This is a genomic window from Microcoleus sp. K5-D4 (assembly GCF_036704575.1).
Lineage (GTDB): Bacteria > Cyanobacteriota > Cyanobacteriia > Cyanobacteriales > Microcoleaceae > Microcoleus.
The window spans coordinates 16,393-38,628 of sequence record NZ_JAUBSD010000008.1 but is presented as its reverse complement, the minus strand read 5'-3'; the positions used below and the strand labels follow the sequence as shown (position 1 = coordinate 38,628).

General features: G+C 44.9%; 15 protein-coding genes and 2 pseudogenes. 8 read left to right on the top strand and 9 right to left on the bottom strand.

Going from position 1 to position 22,236, the window contains the following annotated elements; translation table 11 throughout:
* Positions 1 to 5 precede the first annotated feature (5 nt).
* A pseudogene (locus QUA77_RS04500) lies at positions 6 to 182 on the top strand (ATP-binding protein); the annotation flags it as partial.
* Between the two features lie 78 nt (positions 183 to 260).
* On the top strand, positions 261 to 6,107 hold the full coding sequence (locus QUA77_RS04495; RefSeq protein WP_333449381.1) for an AAA family ATPase: 5,847 nt from the start codon (positions 261 to 263) through the stop codon (positions 6,105 to 6,107).
* A 129-nt stretch (positions 6,108 to 6,236) separates the two neighbouring features.
* Here QUA77_RS04495 and QUA77_RS04490 read toward each other — a convergent pair whose 3' ends face one another.
* The 4 genes from QUA77_RS04490 to QUA77_RS04475 all read right to left on the bottom strand — a co-directional run bounded on the left by QUA77_RS04490 (position 6,237) and on the right by QUA77_RS04475 (position 11,953).
* A complete protein-coding gene (locus tag QUA77_RS04490; RefSeq protein ID WP_333449380.1) occupies positions 6,237 to 8,459 on the bottom strand; it encodes a PAS domain S-box protein in 2,223 nt (740 codons plus the stop codon).
* Between the two features lie 412 nt (positions 8,460 to 8,871).
* Positions 8,872 to 10,350: a leucyl aminopeptidase gene (locus QUA77_RS04485; RefSeq protein ID WP_333449379.1), complete on the bottom strand. Its 1,479-nt coding sequence runs from the start codon at positions 10,348 to 10,350 to the stop codon at positions 8,872 to 8,874.
* 86 nt (positions 10,351 to 10,436) lie between these two features.
* Complete coding sequence (locus QUA77_RS04480) at positions 10,437 to 11,615, bottom strand: transposase (RefSeq protein WP_333449378.1); 1,179 nt, start codon at positions 11,613 to 11,615, stop codon at positions 10,437 to 10,439.
* A gap of 140 nt (positions 11,616 to 11,755) precedes the next feature.
* A complete protein-coding gene (locus QUA77_RS04475) occupies positions 11,756 to 11,953 on the bottom strand; it encodes a hypothetical protein (RefSeq protein WP_333449377.1) in 198 nt (65 codons plus the stop codon).
* 112 nt (positions 11,954 to 12,065) lie between these two features.
* Here QUA77_RS04475 and QUA77_RS04470 point away from each other — a divergent pair, with 112 nt between their 5' ends.
* A complete protein-coding gene (locus QUA77_RS04470; protein ID WP_333449376.1) occupies positions 12,066 to 14,264 on the top strand; it encodes a transglycosylase SLT domain-containing protein in 2,199 nt (732 codons plus the stop codon).
* Between the two features lie 189 nt (positions 14,265 to 14,453).
* Here QUA77_RS04470 and QUA77_RS04465 read toward each other — a convergent pair whose 3' ends face one another.
* Positions 14,454 to 14,951 carry a pentapeptide repeat-containing protein gene (locus QUA77_RS04465; RefSeq protein WP_333449375.1) on the bottom strand — a complete coding sequence of 166 codons (498 nt, stop codon included), beginning with the start codon at positions 14,949 to 14,951 and terminating at the stop codon, positions 14,454 to 14,456.
* A 109-nt stretch (positions 14,952 to 15,060) separates the two neighbouring features.
* On the opposite strand from QUA77_RS04465, the gene QUA77_RS04460 reads away from it, so the two are divergent.
* Positions 15,061 to 15,429, top strand: a complete 369-nt coding sequence (locus QUA77_RS04460) for a phage holin family protein (RefSeq protein WP_333036939.1) — start codon at positions 15,061 to 15,063, stop codon at positions 15,427 to 15,429.
* 4 nt (positions 15,430 to 15,433) lie between these two features.
* Here the strand turns inward: QUA77_RS04460 and QUA77_RS04455 are convergent, their stop codons facing one another.
* On the bottom strand, positions 15,434 to 16,222 hold the full coding sequence (locus QUA77_RS04455; protein WP_333449374.1) for a cobalamin biosynthesis protein: 789 nt from the start codon (positions 16,220 to 16,222) through the stop codon (positions 15,434 to 15,436).
* A gap of 120 nt (positions 16,223 to 16,342) precedes the next feature.
* On the opposite strand from QUA77_RS04455, the gene QUA77_RS04450 reads away from it, so the two are divergent.
* Positions 16,343 to 16,705, top strand: coding sequence for a hypothetical protein (locus QUA77_RS04450; RefSeq protein ID WP_333449373.1), 363 nt, complete (start codon positions 16,343 to 16,345; stop codon positions 16,703 to 16,705).
* Positions 16,706 to 16,777: 72 nt separating this feature from the next.
* Here QUA77_RS04450 and QUA77_RS04445 read toward each other — a convergent pair.
* Positions 16,778 to 16,978 (bottom strand): annotated as a pseudogene (locus QUA77_RS04445) (TetR/AcrR family transcriptional regulator); the annotation flags it as partial.
* A gap of 97 nt (positions 16,979 to 17,075) precedes the next feature.
* Between QUA77_RS04445 and QUA77_RS04440 the strand changes: the two are divergent.
* Positions 17,076 to 17,438, top strand: coding sequence for a hypothetical protein (locus QUA77_RS04440; protein WP_333036936.1), 363 nt, complete (start codon positions 17,076 to 17,078; stop codon positions 17,436 to 17,438).
* 8 nt (positions 17,439 to 17,446) lie between these two features.
* Here QUA77_RS04440 and QUA77_RS04435 read toward each other — a convergent pair whose 3' ends face one another.
* Both QUA77_RS04435 and QUA77_RS04430 read right to left on the bottom strand, forming a co-directional pair.
* Positions 17,447 to 17,968 (bottom strand): GNAT family N-acetyltransferase, encoded by a 522-nt coding sequence (locus tag QUA77_RS04435; protein WP_333449372.1) that lies wholly within the window; start codon positions 17,966 to 17,968, stop codon positions 17,447 to 17,449.
* A gap of 24 nt (positions 17,969 to 17,992) precedes the next feature.
* Positions 17,993 to 18,610, bottom strand: coding sequence for a helix-turn-helix domain-containing protein (locus tag QUA77_RS04430; protein ID WP_333449371.1), 618 nt, complete (start codon positions 18,608 to 18,610; stop codon positions 17,993 to 17,995).
* A gap of 282 nt (positions 18,611 to 18,892) precedes the next feature.
* On the opposite strand from QUA77_RS04430, the gene QUA77_RS04425 reads away from it, so the two are divergent.
* A complete protein-coding gene (locus tag QUA77_RS04425; RefSeq protein WP_333449370.1) occupies positions 18,893 to 20,488 on the top strand; it encodes a pitrilysin family protein in 1,596 nt (531 codons plus the stop codon).
* Positions 20,489 to 20,676: 188 nt separating this feature from the next.
* Complete coding sequence (locus tag QUA77_RS04420) at positions 20,677 to 22,158, top strand: pitrilysin family protein (RefSeq protein WP_333059833.1); 1,482 nt, start codon at positions 20,677 to 20,679, stop codon at positions 22,156 to 22,158.
* The last annotated feature ends 78 nt before the right edge of the window (positions 22,159 to 22,236 follow it).

Sequence of the window (22,236 nt, the reverse complement as noted above, 5' to 3'; positions counted from 1 at the left end):
GGGATGTCAAACAAAAAATATTCGATCATTTATTGACGACGAAAGCAGTGGGCAAAGGAACGGGTTTAGGATTGGCGATCGCACGTCAAATCGTTTTTGAAAAACATAGCAGTTCTATTCACATCAACTCTCGACTGGGAGCCGGAACAGAATTTATCATCACATTACCCACTAATGCCTAACAAAAAAGTTAATTTTTTTATCTTCTTCAGACCCATTTAACCGCTCGTTAACCCACCAATTATTAAATAACAACAACCATGAATAACTCTCACCAAAACCGCAACCAAAACACAAGCATTCAAATTCCCAACTATCAAATTCTCCAAACAGTTTATTCAGGAAGTCGCACCTTAGTTTATCGGGCCATGCGTACCAGTGACCGATTACCTGTCGTCATCAAACTGCTGAAAAACGAGTATCCCACCTTTAGCGAGCTGGTGCAATTTCGCAATCAATATACCATAGCTAAAAACCTTTGTCAACCGGGAATTATCCAAACGTATAGTCTCGAACCCTCTCGAAATGGCTATGCATTAGTCATGGAAGACTTTGGGGGAATTTCGCTTCAGGAATGGGCGATTAAAGGGAAAAACGCACTATCTTTGAGAGAGTTTTTGGAAATCGCGATCGCGCTATGCAATACCTTAGATATTCTCTACCGAGAGCGCATTATTCACAAAGACATCAAACCCAGCAATATCTTAATTAATCCCGAAACCAAACAAGTCAAATTAATTGACTTTAGTATTGCGTCTTTACTTCCAAGAGAAACACAAACTTTGATAAATCCCAATGTATTAGAAGGGACACTTGCTTATATTTCCCCAGAACAAACTGGTCGAATGAATCGGGGGATTGACTATCGAAGTGACTTTTATTCTTTGGGTGTGACTTTCTACGAATTACTTACAGGTAAATTACCATTTGAATCAAATGACCCAATGGAGTTGGTACATTGTCATATTGCCAAAGCAGCACCATTAGTACATGAAAATAACCCACAACTCCCCTCGGTAGTCTCAGAGATTGTCACTAAATTGATGGCAAAAAACGCTGAAGATAGATATCAAAGTGCATTAGGACTGAAATATGATTTAAAAAAATGTTTACATCAACTACAAAAAACTGAGAAAATTCAGAGCTTTAAAATTGCACAACGGGATAGGAGCGATCGCTTCATCATCCCCGACAAACTCTACGGACGAGAAACCGAAGCAGAAACTTTACTGCAAGCATTTGAGCGAGTCAGTCTTGGTGCAACAGAAATGATGCTGGTAGCAGGTTTTTCGGGAATTGGAAAAACCGCCGTTGTCAATGAAGTTCATAAACCAATTGTTCGGCAACGCGGTTATTTTATCAAAGGAAAATTTGACCAATTTCAACGCAATATTCCCTTCTCAGCTTTTGTCCAAGCATTTCGGGATTTAATGGGGCAATTGTTAACCGAAAGTGATGTCCAACTAGAGCAATGGAAAAATCAAATATTAGAAACTGTCGGAAACAACGGTCAGGTAATTATTGAAGTCATTCCCGAATTAGAAAAAATCATTGGTGAACAACCACCAGCAGTAGAATTATCAGGAACAGCAGCCCAAAATCGCTTTAATTTATTGTTTCAAAAATTCACCCAAGTCTTTACTAGCGCCAAACATCCATTAGTGATGTTTTTAGATGATTTACAATGGGCTGATTCAGCATCATTAAAGTTGATGCAGCTATTAATGGCTGATACAGATCATCTTTTCATCATTGGTGCCTATCGGGATAACGAAGTCAATCCAGCCCATCCATTAATGCTGACTTTGAGCGAAATTCAAAAAAACCCAGCAGCCATTAATACTATTACTTTAACACCCCTGAGTCAATCCCAAATCAATCAATTAGTCGCTGATACCCTAAAAATTACAGAAAATTTGGCATTACCCCTTTCACAATTAGTCTCTCAAAAAACTAAAGGCAACCCATTTTTTGCCACCCAATTTCTCAAAGCCCTACACGAAGAAAGTCTCATTCAATTTAACTTGGAGTTAGGCTGTTGGCAATGCGATCTGTCCAAAATTAATCAACAAGCCTTGACCGATGATGTTGTAGAATTTATGGCGTTGCAGTTAGAGAAGTTACCCTTAGTAACCCAGAATATTCTGAAGTTAGCCGCTTGTATTGGCAATCAGTTCGATCTAGCAACATTAGCAATTGTTTCAGAAAACTCAGATGTAGAAACCGCAGCCAATTTATGGAAATCATTACAAGAAGGTTTGATTTTACCGATCGGTGATGTTTATAAATTTTATGTAGGGGAAGAAAGTCAAGCTGTTACGTCAGAAAAGTCTCAAAATGTTACGTACAAATTTTTACACGATCGCGTTCAACAAGCAGCCTATTCCCTAATTCCACACGACCAAAAACAGGCGACTCATTACCAAATCGGACAACTGCTGCTGCAACAGATTTCGGCACAAGCAAGAGAAGACCGTATTTTTGAAATTGTCAATCAATTAAATCACGGAACTGCTTTAATTACCAAACCAACAGAACGAGAAGAATTAGCCCAACTCAATTTAATTGCCTGTCGCAAAGCCAAAACTTCAACCGCCTATCAAGCCGCCCATGAATATGCCACAGTGGGATTGTCTTTGTTGGCAGAAAATACTTGGCAGCAGCAGTATGAAATGACCCTAGCCTTGTATGAATTAGCAGCGGAAGTGGCAATGCTAAACGGTAATTTTGAGGCGATGGAACAGTTCATTGATATTGTCATTCAACAGGCACGCTCATTACCTGAAAAAGTCAACGTTTACTGCTTTAGAATTCAATCTCATATTTCCCAAAGTAAATTAACCTCAGCGATCGCGATCGCCCAACCAGTTTTACAACAGCTTGGCGTCACCTTTCCTGAAACACCAACACCATCAGATCTTCAACAGGAAATCCAAGAGATTGAGGAACTTATTGGAAATAGGGAAATTGCCGATTTGGTTAACTTGCCTGAGATGAGGGATGTGGAAAAACTCGGTACTATTAAGATTGCCAATATCATCAGCCCAGCAGCTTACCTCACTGGCTCTGCGCTGTTCCCATTGCTGAGTACTTTGTCGGTTAAACTTTCCATTCAGTACGGTAACACATCGATTTCTGCTTACGGCTATGTGAACTATGGCAATATTCTCTGCAATTTCTTCCAAGTCGTGGATACAGGAACACAGTTTGGTTCCTTGGCACTCCAGATTATTTCAAAACTCGATGCCAAAGCAAGTAAAACAGATGTTTTGATGCTCTTGGGGTTATTTGTTGTACACCGAAACTCTCACATTCAAGAAACACTACCCCTGTTGCAAGAAGGTTACACCACTGCCATAGAATTTGGGAACTTGGTACTTGCTGGGTATAATGGCCACAGTTTTTGCCTCAATTCTTTTTGGTGTGGTCAATCCCTGGCTACCTTAGAGCAGGATATTTGCGCTTACTGCCATAGTTTGATGCAATTAAATCAATTGACAACCGCAAATTATTGCCGGATCTATTGGCAGCCTGTTTTAAATTTGCTAGGTCTTGCAGAACATACCACCCTTTTGTCTGGGAAAGCCCTTGAAGAAACAGAATTTCTCCAGCAGCTACAATCTGCCAAGGATGGATATGGATTGTATATTTTCCATTTGTATAAACTGATGCTTTGTTTCTTGTTTGGAGAAATTGAGCCAGCGAAAAATCATGCTATTGAAGTCAGGCGCTATTTTATGGCTGGTGCAGGATTAGTCAGCGAACCAGTATTTTATCTTTATGATTCTCTGCTAACTCTGGCACAATTGAATCCACAGTTAGATGAAACATCAGAAGCATTGCACGGTGTCATACAAAACCAAACCAAGTTACAGCAATGGGCGTCTCATGCACCCATGAATTATCAACATAAGGTTGATTTGGTAGCGGCAGAAAAATGTCGAGTGTTAGGACAAAAAGCCGAAGCAATTGAGTTTTACGACAAGGCGATTTCTCTTGCCAAAGCCAACGAATATACCCAAGAAGAAGCACTTGCTAACGAACTGGCTGCTAAATTCTACCTAGATTGGGGCAAAGAGCGCATAGCCGGGGAATACATGATTGCAGCCTACTATGCCTATGCTCGTTGGGGTGCAAAAGCCAAAGTTGCTGACCTAGAAGCTCGCTATCGGCAACTGCTTGCACCTATATTAGAACAAATCCGTTCTCCTCTCTCCACTCACGAAACTATCTTCACTTTGGGGAGTATTACCTCCACCAGTTCTGCCACATCCAGTAGTAGTGTTTCTGTGGCGTTAGATTTAGCTGCTATTCTCAAAGCTTCCCAAGCAATATCCGGTGAAATCGAACTCGAAAAGCTACTTTCATCGTTACTTTCAATCGTCATCGAAAATGCGGGGGCTGATAAATGCGTGTTCATGCTCTTGCGAGACGATCGCCTGTTAATTAAAGGGTCAATTACCGAGGGTTCAAAGCCAGTTGTCTTGCAGCGTCTTCCCATTGAAGAGAGTGAAGAAATTCCCCTGAAGCTGATTTACAAAGTCAAGCACAACAGGCAGACTGTTGTGCTGCTGGATGCGACGACCGAGCGGACTTTAATAAATGACCCATATATCATGCGTCAGCAGCCGAAGAGTATCTTGTGTAGCCCGATTTTGCATCAAGGGAAGCTGATGGGCATTTTATATCTAGAAAACAATTTAGTTACGGGAGCATTTACAAGCGATCGCGTTGAACTACTTAACTTACTTTGCGCTCAAGCGGCGATTTCCTTAGAAAATGCTCGACTTTACGAGCGATCTCAGAACTATGCTCAACAGCTAGAACAATCTCTGGAAGAGTTAAAGAATAGTGAAGCCCGCTTTCAGAAACTTGCCAATAACGTACCTGGCTTGATTTATCAGATTCGGATTCAAGCCGATGGTTCTGCTTCAGTGCCCTACGTCAGTTCTGGATGTCAAACACTCTATGAAGTGGCGGCAGAGGATGTGATGGTAGGAAAATACAGCCTACGCGATTTTGAACATCCCGACGATCGAGCAGAGGCGTTTCGGGCAGTTATCGAGTCCGCTCAAACGCTCACCCCATTTCAACATGAGTGGCGGATTATTACTCCCAGTGGGAAAGTGAAATGGGTGAAAGCCGCTGCTCAGCCAGAACGTAGAGAAGACGGAGAAACCGTTTGGGATGGAATGCTGATTGATATTACCGATCGCAAGCAAGCAGAAGCAGGTGTGATTCAAAAATCACAGGAACTCGAACAGACTCTGGCAGATTTGCAGAACACCCAACTGCAAATGGTGCAAAGCGAAAAAATGGCATCACTCGGAAATCTGGTAGCAGGTGTTGCTCATGAAATCAATAACCCCGTGGGCTTTATTTGGGGCAATTTGAATGAAACTCAGCAAACGGTGGAAGACTTAGTGGAGCATCTCAATCTCTATCGCGATCGCGCTCCAGAAACAGAGGTTGCAGACCATGCCGAAGATATCGATTTAGACTATATCATCGAAGACTTGCCTAAAATGATTGACTCCATGAAAGTGGGATGCGATCGCATTAAAAGTATCAGCACTTCGCTCCGCACCTTTTCTAGAGCTGACAAAGACTATAAAGCGCCCTTCAACATCCACGAGGGCATAGATAGTACGCTCTTAATTCTCAAATATCGATTGAAAGCGAACGATGAGCGACCCGCCATTGAAGTAGTGAAAGACTACGGCAATATTCCGGCGGTCGAATGCTTCCCCGGACAGCTTAACCAGGTGTTTATGAACATTCTAGCCAATGCGATTGATGCGTTAGATGAATCAAATACTGGTCGAAGTTTTGCGGAAATTCAGGCGAATCCCAACCGCATTACAATTACAACCTCACTAGAAGATAACCAGGCGAAAATTACCATTACTGATAATGGAAAGGGTATGACTGAATCAGTCAAAGAGAAAATATTCGATCATTTGTTTACGACGAAAGCGGTAGGGAAAGGAACGGGATTAGGATTGGCGATCGCACGGTTGATTGTAGTTGAGCAACACTTTGGTATGCTCGAAGTCAACTCAACTTTAGGTCGCGGTACAGAATTTATAATTTCACTGCCATGTTGAGCATTAGCTGGGTAATTTATAGCCAATTTTGGGATTTTTCTTGAAAATTGAAAGTTTTTTACACCCCACTTTACAATTTATAGTGAGCGATAACTTCTGCCAAAGTCTTGATACTTGCGTCGCACTAATTTATAAAGGAATCTCGATCGCAAATTCCGTACCTTCTCCTACGGTGGAACGGCAGCTCAAGGCTCCGGCGTGTTTTTCCGCGACAATTCGGTAACTGATGGCTAACCCTAAACCAGTGCCTTTTCCCATCGGTTTTGTCGTGAAAAACGGGTCAAATAATCGGCTACGCACGTCTTCTGTCATGCCGATCGCGTTATCGGCAATGCGGATGCAAATACTATTTTCGTTTAGGGCTTCTGTGCGAATGCTAATAGTTGGTTTCCAATCGTCGCCGACCGCCGCAGATCGCCTTTTTTGGTTGCAAGCATCTTCCAATGCGTCAATACTGTTGCTAAGCAGATTCATAAATACCTGATTGAGCTGACCTGCATAACATTCTATTAAAGGGAGTTGACCGTAATCTTTGATTATTTTTATTTCTGGATAGTCGCCTCTGGCTCGGAGTTTGTTGTGCAATATTAAGAGGGTATTATCTATGCCTTCGTGAAGGTTCGTAGGTTTTTTAACCGAGTCGTCTAAACGCGAGAAATTTCGCAAGCTCAGAACTATTTCGCGAATGCGATCGGCTCCCATTTTCATCGAAGATAATATTTTTAGTAAATCTTCTCTCAGAAAGTCTAAATCGATCTTGTCAATACATTCTTGAACTTCTACCACGGGCTGAGGATAGTGTTTTTGGTAAAGTTCCACAAGCTGCAACAAGTCTCGGATATATTGGCTGGCGTAGGAAATATTGCCGTAGATAAAACTGACAGGGTTATTAATTTCGTGAGCTACTCCAGCTACCATTTGACCGAGACTTGACATTTTTTCGGTATGAATTAGGTGAGCTTGAGTTTCTCGAAGTTCTTTGAGAGCGATTTCTAGCTGCTGGGCTCTGTTGTTGGCGATCGCCTCGGAGAGCCGCAAAGCATCCTCCGCTGCTTTGCGCTCTGTTATGTCAAAAATGGCCCCGTTGAGGGATAAAACTTTACCGTCTGCGTTGAAAATGGCTTGACCTTTCTCTGCAACCCACCGCACATTTCCGTCGCAGTGAATTAGGCGATATTCGATCATGTAAGGTTGTTGTGTCTTAATAGCTTGATCGATAATTGTCTCGATCTGCTCAACGTCATCGGGATGAACTATACTCGAAAAAGCCTGCACCGGTTTTTGCATAAAGTTAGCGGCAGGATAGCCGGAAATAGCTTCTATGCCACTGCTGATAAAAGTTACGCTCGATCGCCCAGCAGCACTGCACCGGTAAACCGCACCGGGAATGCTAGAAACTAATGACCTAAATTCTTCTTCTCTTTCTCGCAAAGCTGCCTCAATCCGCTTGCGTTCGCTAATGTCGCGAGCAAACGCGCACTGATATTCTTTGCCGTTAAATTCCAAATGGTTGATCGTAATTTCTACCGGAAAAATGCGACCGTACTTAGTGAGGTGGTGAACTTCAATATTAACCGAACCGCAGCGTTTTAAGACTTTCCAGTGCAAACTCCAAGCAGTTTGGGGAAAATCTGGATTGATGTCGTGCACGGTCATCGAGAGCAATTCAGTGGCAGAATATCCCAATGAAGTGCAAGCAGCGTCGTTGACGTACAAAAATTTACCATCGGGCCCGATCCAGAATATCGCATCTGCCGATCGGTCGATCGCAAATTGAGTCAGTTGCAACTTTTCCTCAACCCGGTGGCGATCGGCAATTTCTTTTTCTAACTGTTCATTAAGCGAATTGAGAGCTAAAGCGCGATCGACAATAGTATCTGAAGGGTAAAAATTGAGCGCTTGTTTTGCCAATTCTCCTTTCTGGATATCATGGTGGTGCTGATGTTCCTCTACCTGTTTTAACGACTGTTTTTGAAGTTTTTCTTTTTGATTAAAACCAGACTCGGCAAGTGCTTTGGGCATGAGGGCAAGGGCGACTGCGACTAAAAACCACGCAATCAAAGCACTTGCAGCTTTGAGAGTTACTGACAGCCAATATATCGAGTGCCACAGCGTCCAAACTTCCGTCAATTTAGCAGCGCCCCAGGCAAAAAAAACAACGGCAAATACCCGGAAAATCTTGCGGTGAGAACCTTGGCGGGTAAAATAAACTAAAGATAGGGCGATCGAGCAATAAGCCAGTGCCGTCAGCGAGTCAAAAACAGCGTACAATCGCAACTCCGGCACCACGTTGCAGGCGAGTGTAGAAGATACAGCAAGTGTGGAAAAAAAAATTGTTAATTGTTCTTGCATAAAGTTCAAGAAAAAAATTATCTGTACCAATGCAAATCAGATCAAATCTAATTATTTGATTTCGGCTAGTGAAATATTTACATAATTATATACTTTTTTCATTTTTTATGAAACAGCTATTTTTTCAGGAAATCTCAAAACTATCGAGGTGGGGCCCTAGGAACGAAGCTTTTCCCAAGTATGAGCAATGGTGAGCGTCACGGCTAGCAACGCTTACGTTGCTCCCTGTGACGGAATACATAGGTTCGCCTACCTATTGATTCAGAAACATTTAAATTGTTAATGATCGCTATTAAATTTTCTTTTAGATTACTTAAGCAGTGAGCCAGGAGTTTTTAACCCCTGGCTCACAGATGGACTAGCAGACTTTTAAGGCAGAAAAAATCTCAATTTTTGCGCTGGAAATCCACCATTAAGCACCGCCCAGCGCCCAATGCACCAAAGTCCGAACTCCAAAACCGGTAGCCCCAGGACCATTGTAGCCATTTTCTTTGTCACTCCAAACCGGACCGGCAATATCTAAATGCGCCCATGCAGTATCCTTTACAAACTGCTTCAAAAATAGCGCCGCCGTAATCGAACCGCCGGGACGTGGGCCGGTGTTTTTCATGTCGGCGTGCAATGCTTTCAAGCCCTCAAAATACTTCTCTTCCATCGGCATCCGCCAAAATTTTTCGCCTGCCAATTCTGAGGCGGCGACTATTTCGGCGGCGACGCTATCTTGAGGACTCCACAAACCGGCGATATCGTCACCTAAAGCAATTACGCAGGCGCCGGTTAGAGTTGCTAAATCGACAATCGCGTCAACTCCCAATTTATCAGCAAATACCAAAGCATCAGCCAGGGTTAAACGACCTTCAGCGTCGGTATTGTTGACTTCAATTGTTTTGCCGTTGGAAGCTGTAAGGATGTCTCCAGGGCGCATGGCGCGGCCGCTGATCATGTTTTCAGTGACGGCGCTGATAAAGTGAACTTCCACATCGGGTTTGATGTGTCCGATCGCCTTTGCCGCTCCCAAAGTAGCCGCAGCGCCGCCCATATCTATTTTCATCATTTCAATGCCGCTGCCCGCACCTTTGATGTTCAAACCGCCGGAATCAAAGGTCAATCCTTTGCCCACAATTGCTATTTTGCGGCGCGGTGTGCCCTCTGGTTTGTAAGTTAAATGGATGAACTTGGGTGGTAAATCCGATGCTAGGGCTACGCCGAGAAAGGCTCCCATTCCTAGTTTTTCACAGTCTTCCCGCTCCAGTATTTCTAATTCTAAACCGCATTCTGCAGCCAGACTTTGAGCAGTTTCTGCCATGGTAATTGGGGTGACAAAATTTGCCGGCGCTGCGACTAATTCGCGTGCTAAAATGACTCCGGCAGTGATTTGGCGGGCGCGGGCGATCGCACTTTCGGTACCGGCAAAACCGAGCAAATGAATTTGTTCGAGTTGCGGGCTTTTGTCTTCATGTTCCGATTTGAAACGGTTGTCTTGATTCAGGGAGAGTTCTACACCTTCGGCGATCGCGCTTGCTGTAGAATCCGGCGCGTTTTTCCACACCGGAAAGCTAATTCCGAGAGTTTTGCATTTCTCTTTTTTGGCTAACTTGGCGCAAACGCCCGCAGCTTGCCGCACGGTGTCTAATTTTAAGTCCTCTGTTTTGCCCAAACCCACGATCGCAATTTTGCGAATGGGATTATTGCCGCCGACGCGGGTGATGGCGCTCGTACCCACTTTGCCCTTAAAATCTACTTCCAGTAGCAGCTCTTTCAAAGTGCCTGCCAGCTTTTCATCTAATTGTGCCAGCTCGCCGGTGAGTTCCAGGGCGTCCTCAAATAGACCAATTGCCAAGGCGTCTCCGGTCCAAACAGAGCGGGGCGTATCGGTGACTAGAAATTCCATGTTTTGATTTAGAGTTGAGATTTTAGACTTTAGATTGTACTTTTTGACACTCCCCCGGCCCAAGCGCGAGGGATTCTAGCGGTTGTCTAAGACGAGGCTGAAGCCGTCGTCAAAGACGCATCACCAGTTAAGGGACTGTCATTGACCCCATCCTCTGAATCAACGATTTCCATTGCAGATACCGCTTTCTGAAGATTCAAAGGACACGCAAATCCTACCCACTGCCCAATATTTTGCGAAGCGTTCCAGTCCGCGTTACAGCGATACCCATCAAATCCTTTGAATTGGTGCTTGACTCGTTTGCCGATAACACCATTTCGATGATCCGATTTACTGGTATAGGGTGCCGGCACCGACTCAACGGGAACACCTGCACGAATCGCTTTATAGCGGGTGAAGATTTCAAGCTGATAGAACGCCCAAGCATCTCGGTTCTGAGCTGCATCCGATTTGGTTTTCTTGCGTTGCTTTGAGGTACTTCTGATTTCAGAAAGATCCTCAAACCGCAATCCCATTCCGAAGTATGAAGCAAACTGAACCAACTGCCTAGAAATCTCGTGATTGATCTGCGTCATGATGCGACGCTCACGCGATTCTAGCTGCTTAACCTTTTTCAGCTTTTTCGCTTCTTGGAGAACCTTACGGGTTTTCTGAAACCGTCGTCGGGCGGCTTTAACTTTGCGACCATTCCAGAACTTGCCGAAGGAGTTGGGCAGTGCTGCGACTGCAATATTGTTTTGTCCTCGATCGACTCCAATCCAACCTTTAACATCACCTGCATCGGGAACTTCCATCGATACAGAAATGAGTGCATACCAAACACCTTTTTTGGACTTGCATAGCTTCAGACTGCCTAATTTGACAGAACCTTCGATCGCTTTATCCAAAACTTCGGTATGCGAGGCGGCATGAACATCAAGAGGAATTCTTCCTTTCCGCCCTCGATAGAGACTGAAAGAGACAGTGAATAAATTGCCCGACTTGAGAACCTCATAACCTTGGTTGTTCACTTCAAGCCACATTTGCTTAAAGTGCTTCACCTTAGTTTTTGCATGGGTGTTCCGAATGGTTTGATTGATCCACATCGATCCAATCTCAATATGTCTAAACGCGGCACTCGTCAGCTTTTTACGATCCTTGTTGTCAACTGCCAGCAAATCATTTGCAACAGCCGTATTGAGGGCGGTAAGCCGCTCAAATTCAAGTGCTTTGCAGGCATTCAACCTGTGAAACGGAAGCTTTAACGTTAGTGTTAGCTGAGCCATATTAAGAACGACCTTAACTTGACCTGTTAATTGTATCCTGCAAATAGTCGTAGGATATGAAGAATGGTTAAATATCCGACCCATACTGCGGGAAGACAGCCTGTTGTTAGCTTTCCTCCCCCGGCGCCAGCACGGAGGCTCTAAGCATAAGTTTTGGTAGTTAGTGGTTTGTCGTTTTTCCTTTGTGCGGGCAAATAGATCGATCGCACAAATTTTCCGCTCCACATCAAAATAAATTCTGCTACTATATCAGCCAAGTCCGCCTGCGATCGGATCTTCCACCAATCTCTATCATCTGTTTGGGGGTTGGCTGTCCGTTTTTGCCCCACTCTTAACATTTATTTCTCGTTAAACAGGTATCCTGCCTGTGATGGCGTGGAACACCCATCCTGCCTCTGATGGCTTTTGACAAAAGATCGGTTATCTATTGTTATTCTCTTAAATTTTCCCATGCTAAAACGACGCCGGGCCCGATTTTCTGTTTTAATCAGCGTTTCAGTTTGCGTTATTGCGATCGGCTCTTTGGTTGCTGCGATGAAATGGATGGGTTTTGGCTCGGTCCAGAAGGCCGAGCAGCCGCTGAATGCAGCGAATTCCGAATCGGAAGTCAAGATGCTGGTATCGCTGTCACCGAGCGAGCGATCGGCGAAATTAGTTGAACTCGCAGCCAGTGAGTCTGTAAATACGAACCCGCAGCAGCCAATCTCCCCTCAAAGCCGCGCCCGCTACTTGCTTGCCAGCGATTTAATCCAGCAAGGAAATGCCGCCAAAGCATTAAAATTATTGGACAAATTAGAGCAAGAATATCCGGTTTTAGCTGCTCACATTGCCCTAAAAAGGGCGCAAGCTTACCAATTGATCGGCGACAAAGGCAAAACTCAAAAAGCTTGGGAAGAACTGCTCAAAAACTATCCGAGCGACCCCGTAGCAGCGGAAGCTTTATATGTTTTAGGCAAGTCAAAACCGGAATATTGGCAACAGGCAATTACTGAATTTCCTGGTCATCCCCGCAGCGTAGAAATTGCCCTCCGCAAGTTAAAAGAAAATCCGAATCAGCCGCAGTTGATGCTGCTCGTAGCAAAACACGGTCATTATGTCAAAGATTACGGGACAATTTTGGAACAACTGGTGCAGCGAAACAGCGCCGGTTTGAAACCGGAAGATTGGGAAGAAATTGCCTTTGGCTATTGGGAAAAACAAAATTACGGCAAAGGAGCTATTGCTTACGGGAAAGCTCCCCGCAATGCCAAAAATCTTTACCGCAAAGCTCGCGGTTTGTGGCTCGACGGAAAAATCCCGGAATCGAGAATTGCCTATCAAGAATTAGTACGCGAGTTTCCCGATGCCGAAGATAGTGGTTTGGGTTTAATTCGGCTGTCGCGGCTGAGCGAACCGAAAGAAGCGATCATTTTGCTCGATCGAGTTATTAGCAAATTCCCCAATTATGCCCCCGAAGCTTTGTTAGATAAATCGCAAATTCTCGACAAAGCACGCAGTGGTCAATCCGCCTCAGATACCCGGAAGTTGCTATTGACAAAATACAATAATTCTGATAAAGCAGGCGAATTGCGGTGGACGATCGCCCAGCAGTTTGCCAAAGGCGGAGATTTAAAATCAGCTTGGCAGTGGGCGAGAGAATTAACCACCCACAATCCCGACAGCGAACAAGCTCCAGAAGCAGCATTTTGGGTCGGGAAATGGGCACAGCAACTCGGCCGGGAACAAGACGCCAAGACTGCATTTGACTATACGATCTTACGCTATCCAGAATCATATTTTGCGTGGCGATCGGCTGTACTTCTCGGCTGGCCCGTAGGCGACTTTACCACAGTCAGAGATTTGTCTCCCAATGTAGTGCGGCCACCTCAGCGCCCCGAACCAACTGCGGGTTCTCCTGCGTTGAAAGAACTCTATCAATTAGGTCAAGATAGGGATGCTTGGACGCTGTGGCAAGTAGAGTTTATCGACCGCGTAGAACCAAGTATTGCGGAACAGTTTACCGACGGTTTAATGCGAGTTGCAGTCGGAGACAATTTAGACGGTTTGTGGATGGTTGGTAGTTTGCGGCAGCGCGATAAACCAGATGATAGAACCCAATACCTCGAACTCAGACAGCAACCGATTTATTGGCAAGCACTTTATCCTTTTCCTTACTTAGAAAGCATTGTCAAATGGTCGCAAGAACGCAAAATAAATCCAGTATTAGTAACAGCATTAATCCGGCAAGAATCGCGGTTTATGCCCGCTATCAAATCATCAGTTGGCGCCACCGGTTTAATGCAAGTAATGCCCGAAACAGCCGCTTGGGTTGCTGGACAAATCAGCCTCAAAAAGTATTCATTGGAGAATGTGGACGACAACGTTAAACTTGGTACGTGGTATTTGGATCACACTCACGACGAGTACAAGAATAACTCGATGTTAGCTGTCGCGAGTTACAATGCCGGGCCAAATGCAGTATCAGATTGGTTGAAGAGGTTTAATTTTAGTGACCCAGATGCTTTTGCGGAAAAGATTCCGTTTCCTGAAACGAAAGGATACGTGAAATCGGTGTTTGAGAATTACTGGAATTATCTGCGGATTTACAATCCAGAAGTTAATCAGTTAATGAGTGAGCATTATGCGGCTGCTCAGAAAAAAGTAAAGTGAATTATTCGTGGTGTGGGGGCGGTTTTATCTAAATTGTTGGTAATCGTTATATCTTTTTGGTGGAACCCGCCCCTACAAAATATGGTTTCGTAGGGGCAGGTTCCACCAACCATAATCGCCCCAAACAAACAATCTGAAAAACCCGCCCCCACCAAACAAACAATCATTAGTAATTGACCGGAGATGATATCAGCGGCATCCCAAGGAATCGCGAGTAGAAATCCCAGTTTGAGAATTAATCCCACTTGCCTTTGTGCACAATTCTTTAACTTGTGATCCGTCCATAATTGCGTCCGTAAAGTCAGCGCCGGTGATATCAACTCCGTCAAAAGTAGAACGCAGCAAAATTGTTTCTGCTAAAATTGCATCACTTAAATCGGCATTAGTAAATTTAACTTGATCTATCATTGCATTAGTTAAATTCGCTCCGTGCAAATTCGCCTGAGTCATCACCGAAGCGCTCATAATTGCTCCCTGCAAATCGGCATTAGAAAAATTAGTCAAGTCCATATTAGCGTTAGAAAACTCAGCCGCCCGCAGCATTTGACCAGAAAAATCGCGTCTTGTCAGTTCGGCGTTGCTAAAGGACAACGGCGGAGCGTAATATTTAGATTGAGCCAGCGCTGGCCGCGGCAGGATGAAGATAGTTAGTGCCAAGAGGACTGCTGCTAGTTGCCGGAGTTTCATAAGTCTGATATTCTCGCAAGGTGGGTATTTCGTAGTGTATCCCGAACTTTGGTCGATCGACTAAACAGGTACAATCTTAATTAATAGTGATGGAGAGGGAAAAAAAGATATGCTAAGTTTTTTCTTAACTTGGATAGTAGCAGCGGTTTCGCTGATTATTACCGCTAACATTGTACCAGGTATTTCGGTGGTTAGCTTTCCGGCGGCGATGCTGGCTGCTGTTGTTATCGGATTGGTGAACGCGGTTGTCAGACCGATTCTTACATTGCTGACGCTGCCTTTGACGATTATTACTTTAGGTTTGTTTTTATTCGTTGTGAATGCAATTTCGCTTTCCCTGGCTTCGTGGTTGGCGGGTGCGTTCAATATCGGCTTTGTGGTTGGCGGTTTTTGGCCGGCTTTGGTGGGTTCCATTGTGTTGTCATTTGTTTCTGGGTTGATTGGTCGATTTGTGAATGCCAATACTTTGTCTCAGTAATATATTATCCCAGATACTCGATCGGGCAAACTGCAACCGCTACTGTTACCGCAGAACCCGCCCTAACCCCTCCTTGTGAAAGGGGGGGATTTTTGGTGCGAAATATTTGTTTAGGAACTAAGAGGGGATTTGAACCGCAGATAAACGCAGATGAACGCAGATGGTGGATGGATATCTGCATATCTTTGTGTTCATCTGCAGTTAAAATTTCTTCGATCGCACAAAGTGCGGCAGCTTCTGCTACGCTGGGCGTGCCGACTTCTTTGACTACAATATTTGAAGGGTTGGGGACTTCTACGGAACTTAAAATGTCAGCAGCAAAGGTTTTTAACGGCCAGTTTCGCGCTTGACAAAGTTCTAACAAGCCGACTTCACCAGCTTTAGTGTCGATTGTAGCAATACCTGCGATCGCACTTTCCGCTAAATGGTTAGCGCGACATACTTGTTTAATCGCTGTTTCGATTAATTCTCGCCCTGTTCCGCGTTCACAACCTATCCCTATCCACAACACTCTTGGATGCCACTGAACCTTTGGCAAAACAGATTCGGGCGAAAATCTTCTCTGGGTGAAACTAATCCAAATTCGGGCTTTGATAGTTGAGAGATTTTCCCCCTCCCAATACAAAGAATGTTTTTCTGGCAGACTGTTTTGCCACAAAGTAGAACCAACTTCTTGAATTACTTCGACAGTTTCCCCTCCAGCAATAGCTGCCGCTACTCCAGTCCAGTCCCCTTCGCCTCGACTCCAACCGCTGGGAATGTCTAGCATATCTAAAGTGAATTCATCGCTCATTATTCAGTTATCTATTCTGTAGTTTCACTGCGGCCGCAATCTTAAAAAAAAATTAACACTCTGTTTAGTGAAAATTTTGGTATAATTGTAGCACAAACTACAAAAAATCAAACATTTAAGATGGTAGAACTAAATCAGTTAGTGTTAGAGCTTGAAAGCAACCTCAAATCGGAAGGAGTGAAAAAAGAATGGAAAGAGCGTCGGCAAAGTTGGGTGAGCGATGTGGCAGCATCAGTTAACCTGACATATCTAGCAGAATTGCTAGTTGAATGGCAATCTAACTTGCAGGGTAAGTCGGTGGATATTCAGTGGGAAGAACGTCGGAACCTTTGGGTAGAAGAATGTCTGGCAGCATCGATTGTTCAAGAAGTATCAAGTTTATTGCTGGAACTAGAAACCAATATAAATTCGGAAGCTATGGCTGATGAATGGCAGCAGAATCGCGATAATTGGGTACAGCAAATGCACAAGTTTAACGAGTAGTGTCGAGGATCCAGAGCCTTTAGATATTGCGTTTTTAGGCTCTAAAATTTCCTCATGACTAATGACTAATGATTCATCTTTCTGGCAAACCCCATTCAGAAAAATATCAGCGAGTCCTTCAGCCATTTCCTGCATTTGCTGCCGAGAAGCATTCGGCTTCATAATCGTATTTTGACTGAAGGGCGCGACTGCAAACATTCCCACAAATACCTGAGCGACAATTTTCGGATTCGTCTTTGGATAAACTTGTTTTTCCATCGCCGTTTCCAAATAAAGCCTCAGCCACATATCTCATTATAAAAAACCCACAGTCTAAATTACTAAAATTTGTACAATAATAGCACAAACTGCAAACAAGACAAAATTTAATATGGTAGAACTAAACCAATTACTGTTAGAGTTTCAAGCCCACCTAAACGGGGACGCAGTGACGGAAGAATGGAAAGAACGTCGCAACTGTTGGATGAGCGAGGTGTCAGCAGCAATTGACGAAAAACATTTAGCAAAATTGCTAGTTGAATTAGAATCCAATTTTCAGCGAGAAGCGGTACAAAGTCTCTGGAAAATGATCCGTGAAAGTTGGGTAGAAGAATGTCATATAGCATCGACGCTAGAAGAAGTATCAAGTCTATTGCTGGAACTGGAAAGCAATACAACTTGGGAAGTAGTGACAGATGAATGGCAGGATAATCGCGAGAAGTGGGTACAAAAGATGTACGATTTTATCGAGTAATAATTCACTTAATTAAAATCCACTTTCATGGTGAATGATGTCCCTCCTGTGCGGTTCATTGTCTCGCTTCCCTCAATTACTTTAAATCCCGATCGCTCGTACAAACTCAGGGCTCGATTCGAGCTTCTGACACTCAGGGATACCGATCGATAAGAGGCTTTTGCTGCTGAGAGCAAACGACTCAGCAACTGCGTTCCTACACCCTGATTTGTATATTCTGGAAGAACGGCGATCGCCAATTCCGGGATAGTATCATCAACCCAGCCAAACCCCTTGTCATCCTCTGTCAACAAACGCAGCCAGGCGGCTCCTACTGGCTGGCTCCCGTTCAATTCGATTGCTGCGAAGCCCAAATCGTTTGCACGTCCCCAATTCTTGACATATTTCGCAATTAAAGGATGATTCACAACCCCTTGCAGCGTTGATTCGCCTTCTTCTGCCATGTGCGCCGCTTCATACAGCATTTTCCAGAGAAAAGGCTCGTCTTCCTGGGTTAGCGGCCGAATAGAATAGTGCAAAATTTTGCCCATAACAACTTTTCCCTGTTGCCCTAATTATTCATCTTTCAGCAAAACCCCATTCAGAAAAATATCTGCGAGTCCTTCAGCCATTTCCTGCATTTCCTGCGGAGAAGCATTCGGCTCCATAATCGTATTTTGACTGAAACCCGCGACTGCAAACATTCCCAAAAATACCTGAGCGACAATCTTCGGATTCATCTGCCGATAAACTCCTTTTTCCATCGCCGTTTCAAAAAAAGCCTCAGCCACATTGCTCATTTTTCCGATGACTTCCAACTGAATTCTGTCGCGCAAATCCGGGTGAAATTGCGCCTCCAAAAAACACACCCGCATCATGTCGCTATTCTCGCGGATATTCAGCATCCGCCGCCGCATCACCTGAGCCACTGCTTTGTAACTGCCCATCTCGCTCAATTCTGTCAGCAAATCCGTCAGCAACTCCACCCATCCTTCCGTCGCCACCTCAATCAAAATCGCTTTTTTATTATCAAAATGCCGAAATAGCGTACCCTCTGCCACCCCCGCCGCCACTGCTAAATCGCGAGTTGTCGTGCCGTCGTATCCGCTGCGGGCAAACAACCGCTGAGCGGCTTGTAAAATCCGCTTCTTGGTTTCTGTTTCAGAAGGAGGAGACTGATTAAAAATTCGCATGGCTTTGCAATCGGTAATTTGCGACTTGGAACTACGGGTTCGGGACTGAAGCGCTAAATAATGTTAAGTTTTAAGTTGTGCGCGGCTTTTATCCCAAACTTAAAACTCCTCGCCGGGCCCCAGACCCTTTTTGAGATTTGCTGTATCAGCCTAACATCTGCGGCGCAACAGATCGCTTATGCCTCCAAAAATCTTTATCCTGAGAAAAGAATCTCTGGCCACCGAGCACAAACATTTTTTTGTTTGACCATCCAAAATCTAAAATCTAAAATCCAAAATCGAATGACCCCGCAGTTCCAAAAACCCCGTGAAGCGAAGCTATCCCGTAGGGAATCGCCCGATCGCCAAACTCGATTCATCGCCTCCCTGCTGGCCGCTGTACTGCTGTGGTGGGGCATTTCTCCCGAAATCGCCCTCGCCCGCCCCAACCCCGCTAGCGGCTCCCAAGCAGTCTCTGTTCAACCGTCGCTCGATCGAGTAATCAGCCAAGTCAGCGAATTTAAGCTCGACAACGGCATGAAATTCATCGTACTCGAAAGGCCCAGAGCCCCCGTAGCATCGTTTCTGATTCACGCCGATGTCGGCGGCGCAAACGAACCCGAAGGTCAAACAGGTGTCGCTCACTATCTCGAACATTTAGCATTCAAAGGCACGCCAAAAATCGGCACTACCGACTACCAAGCCGAAAAGCCGCTGCTAGAAAAACAAGACCAACTCTTCGAGCAAATGCAAGCAGCCAAGGCCAGCGGCAAAACTGAAGAAGTCGCCCAATTAAAAGCAGAATTTGACAAAGTTGAAGCCGAAGCTTCGCAATTTGTCAAGCGCAATGAACTCGGCAAAATAGTGGAACAAGCAGGCGGAGTCGGACTAAATGCCGCTACTTCCACCGACGCCACAATGTATTTTTACAGCCTTCCAGCTAACAAGTTAGAAATGTGGATGTCGCTGGAATCCGAGCGATTTCTAGAACCAGTATTTCGGGAATTTTACAAAGAAAAACAGGTAATTTTAGAAGAGCGCAGGCTGCGAACCGAGAATTCTCCGATCGGGCAAATGGTTGAAGTTTTTGCCAACAAAGCTTTCTCTGCTCATCCCTACCGCCGCCCCGTAATTGGCTACACTGAAGACATTAAAAACCTCAGCCGCAGCGACGTGCAGAAGTTTTTCGAGACTCACTACGTCCCCAGCAAGCTGACTGTGGCGGTGGTAGGAGACGTGAAAGCTTCGGAGGTGAAGCGACTCGCTCAAATTTATTTCGGCCGTTACAAGGCGAAAACAGCGCCTCCAGAATTGCAGATTGTCGAACCTCCCCAAACTCAAACTCAGGAAGTCACGCTGAAATTAAAAACTCAACCTTGGTATTTGGAAGGATACCACAAACCGGCGATGAATCATCCCGACAATGCGATTTATGAAATGATTGGTTCTTTGCTCAGCGATGGCCGCACTTCTCGGCTTTACAAATCTTTGGTAGAACAACAGCAATTGGCGCTCGCGGCTCAAGGTTTCAGCGGTTATCCGGGGGAAAAGTATCCAAATTTGATGTTATTTTACGCTCAAACTGCTCCGGGCCGTACGGTTGATGAAGTAGCTGCAGCTTTGAGCAAGGAAATCGAGCGCCTGAAAACTGAGCCGGTTTCTGCTTTGGAATTGGATCGCGTGAAAACTCAGGCGAGAGCCGATTTGTTGCGATCGCTCGATTCTAATATGGGCATGGCATTTTCGCTGGTGGACTATCAAGTAAACACCGGTTCGTGGCGAAATTTGTTCAAGGAATTGGATGCGATCGCGGCTGTTACTCCCGCTGACATTCAACGTGTCGCTCAGGCAACTTTCCGCCCGGAAAATCGCACGATTGGTAAGCTTTTGCCACTGTAATCAGAAGGTTCGGCAACGAGCACTGTACAAGATGTAACGGATGTAACGGATGTCAGTCCGATGTCCGTCGGAAGAAGCAAGAAGGAAGAAGGAAGAGGGAAGAAACACTCGTTTCCAGGCTCTGCCTGGGAACGCATATGGGCGAGGCTCTGCCTCGAATTGTCAACTTATGAAACATTGGAGAAAGAATGAAAAGGACTAAATTGAGACTGAAAAAAGTAAAGTTATTTCTGCTGTCGCTTTGCTTTTTTACTGTTTCACTGGGCACGTTTAATTTGTTACCTTCCTTTGCAGCGGCACCCAAACACTACGACGAATTAACATTCCCGGCGGTGCCAGAAATTAAATTACCTAAATATACTCGATTCGAGCTAAAAAATGGCATCCGGGTGTATCTGATGGAAGACCGGGAACTCCCGTTAGTCGGGGGAACTGCGCTATTTCGCACTGGCGAGCGCTTTGAACCTGCCGAGAAAATTGGATTGGGAGGATTGACGGGAGAAGTGATGCGAACTGGGGGCACGAGCCGACATACGGCTGATGAACTAAATCAATTGCTAGAACAGCGAGCAGCTTCCGTAGAAACGGGGATTGATGTTAGTTCGGGCAGCGCTAATTTTAGTGCTTTAGCTGAAGATGTGGAACCCGTGTTTGACTTATTTGCGGAAGTGATTCGGGAGCCAATATTTGCTCAGGAAAAGTTAGATTTAGCGAAGAATCAAACTCAAGGTGCGATCGCCCGCCGCAATGACGATCCTGACGATATTACCGGCCGCGAGTTTGAAAAGTTAATTTATGGATCTCGCAGTCCTTACGCGCGCACGGTAGAATACAAAACCCTCGCCAATATTTCCCGCGACGATGTGGTGAGTTTCTACCAGAAATATTTCCATCCCAAGAATATGATTTTGGGTATTTCTGGCGATTTTGATACAGCTAAAATGCGATCGCTCGTCGAGCAAAAATTCGGCAACTGGCAACCGAGTCAAAGTGCAGAAGTGCCTGCACTACCAACCGTATCGCCCGCAAATGGGGGCGGCATATTTTTGGTAAATCAGCCGCAATTAAGTCAAAGTTACGTGCAAATGGGACATTTGGGCGGAATGCTCAGCAGTCCAGATTACGGTGCTTTGGACGTGATGAACGGGGTTCTCAATGGTTTCGGTGGCCGTTTGTTTAATAACGTGCGATCGCGCCAAGGCTTAGCTTATTCAGTATACGCGGCTTGGAGTCCGAGATATGACTATCCGGGGGTGTTTGTCGCTGGAGGCCAAACGCGATCGGACGCAACAGTACCGTTTATCCAGGCAATTCGCGCCGAGATCGATCGTATCCGCACCGAACCAATTACCCCGGCAGAATTAGCTTTTGCTAAAGATTCCACCCTGAATTCTTTCATTTTCAAATTTGAAAATCCCAGTCAAACTTTGTCGCGATTAATGCGCTACGAATACTACGGTTATCCCGAAGATTTCATTTTTCGCTACCGCCGTAGCATCGAAGCAGCAACAATTGCCGACGTGCAGCGCGTAGCTAAGACTTACTTGAAACCGGAGAATTTGGTAACATTAGTAGTGGGAAATAGTGCGGCAATTGAACCGCCGTTATCGAGTTTGGGAACTTCGGTAAAAGTGCAATCTGTTGATATCACAATTCCCCCAGCCACTTAATTTATTTGTGATTAGGACTCGCAGATTCGAGTAAGGACACGGCAATGCCGTGTCCCTCCTCTTTGGCTCACAATTTTC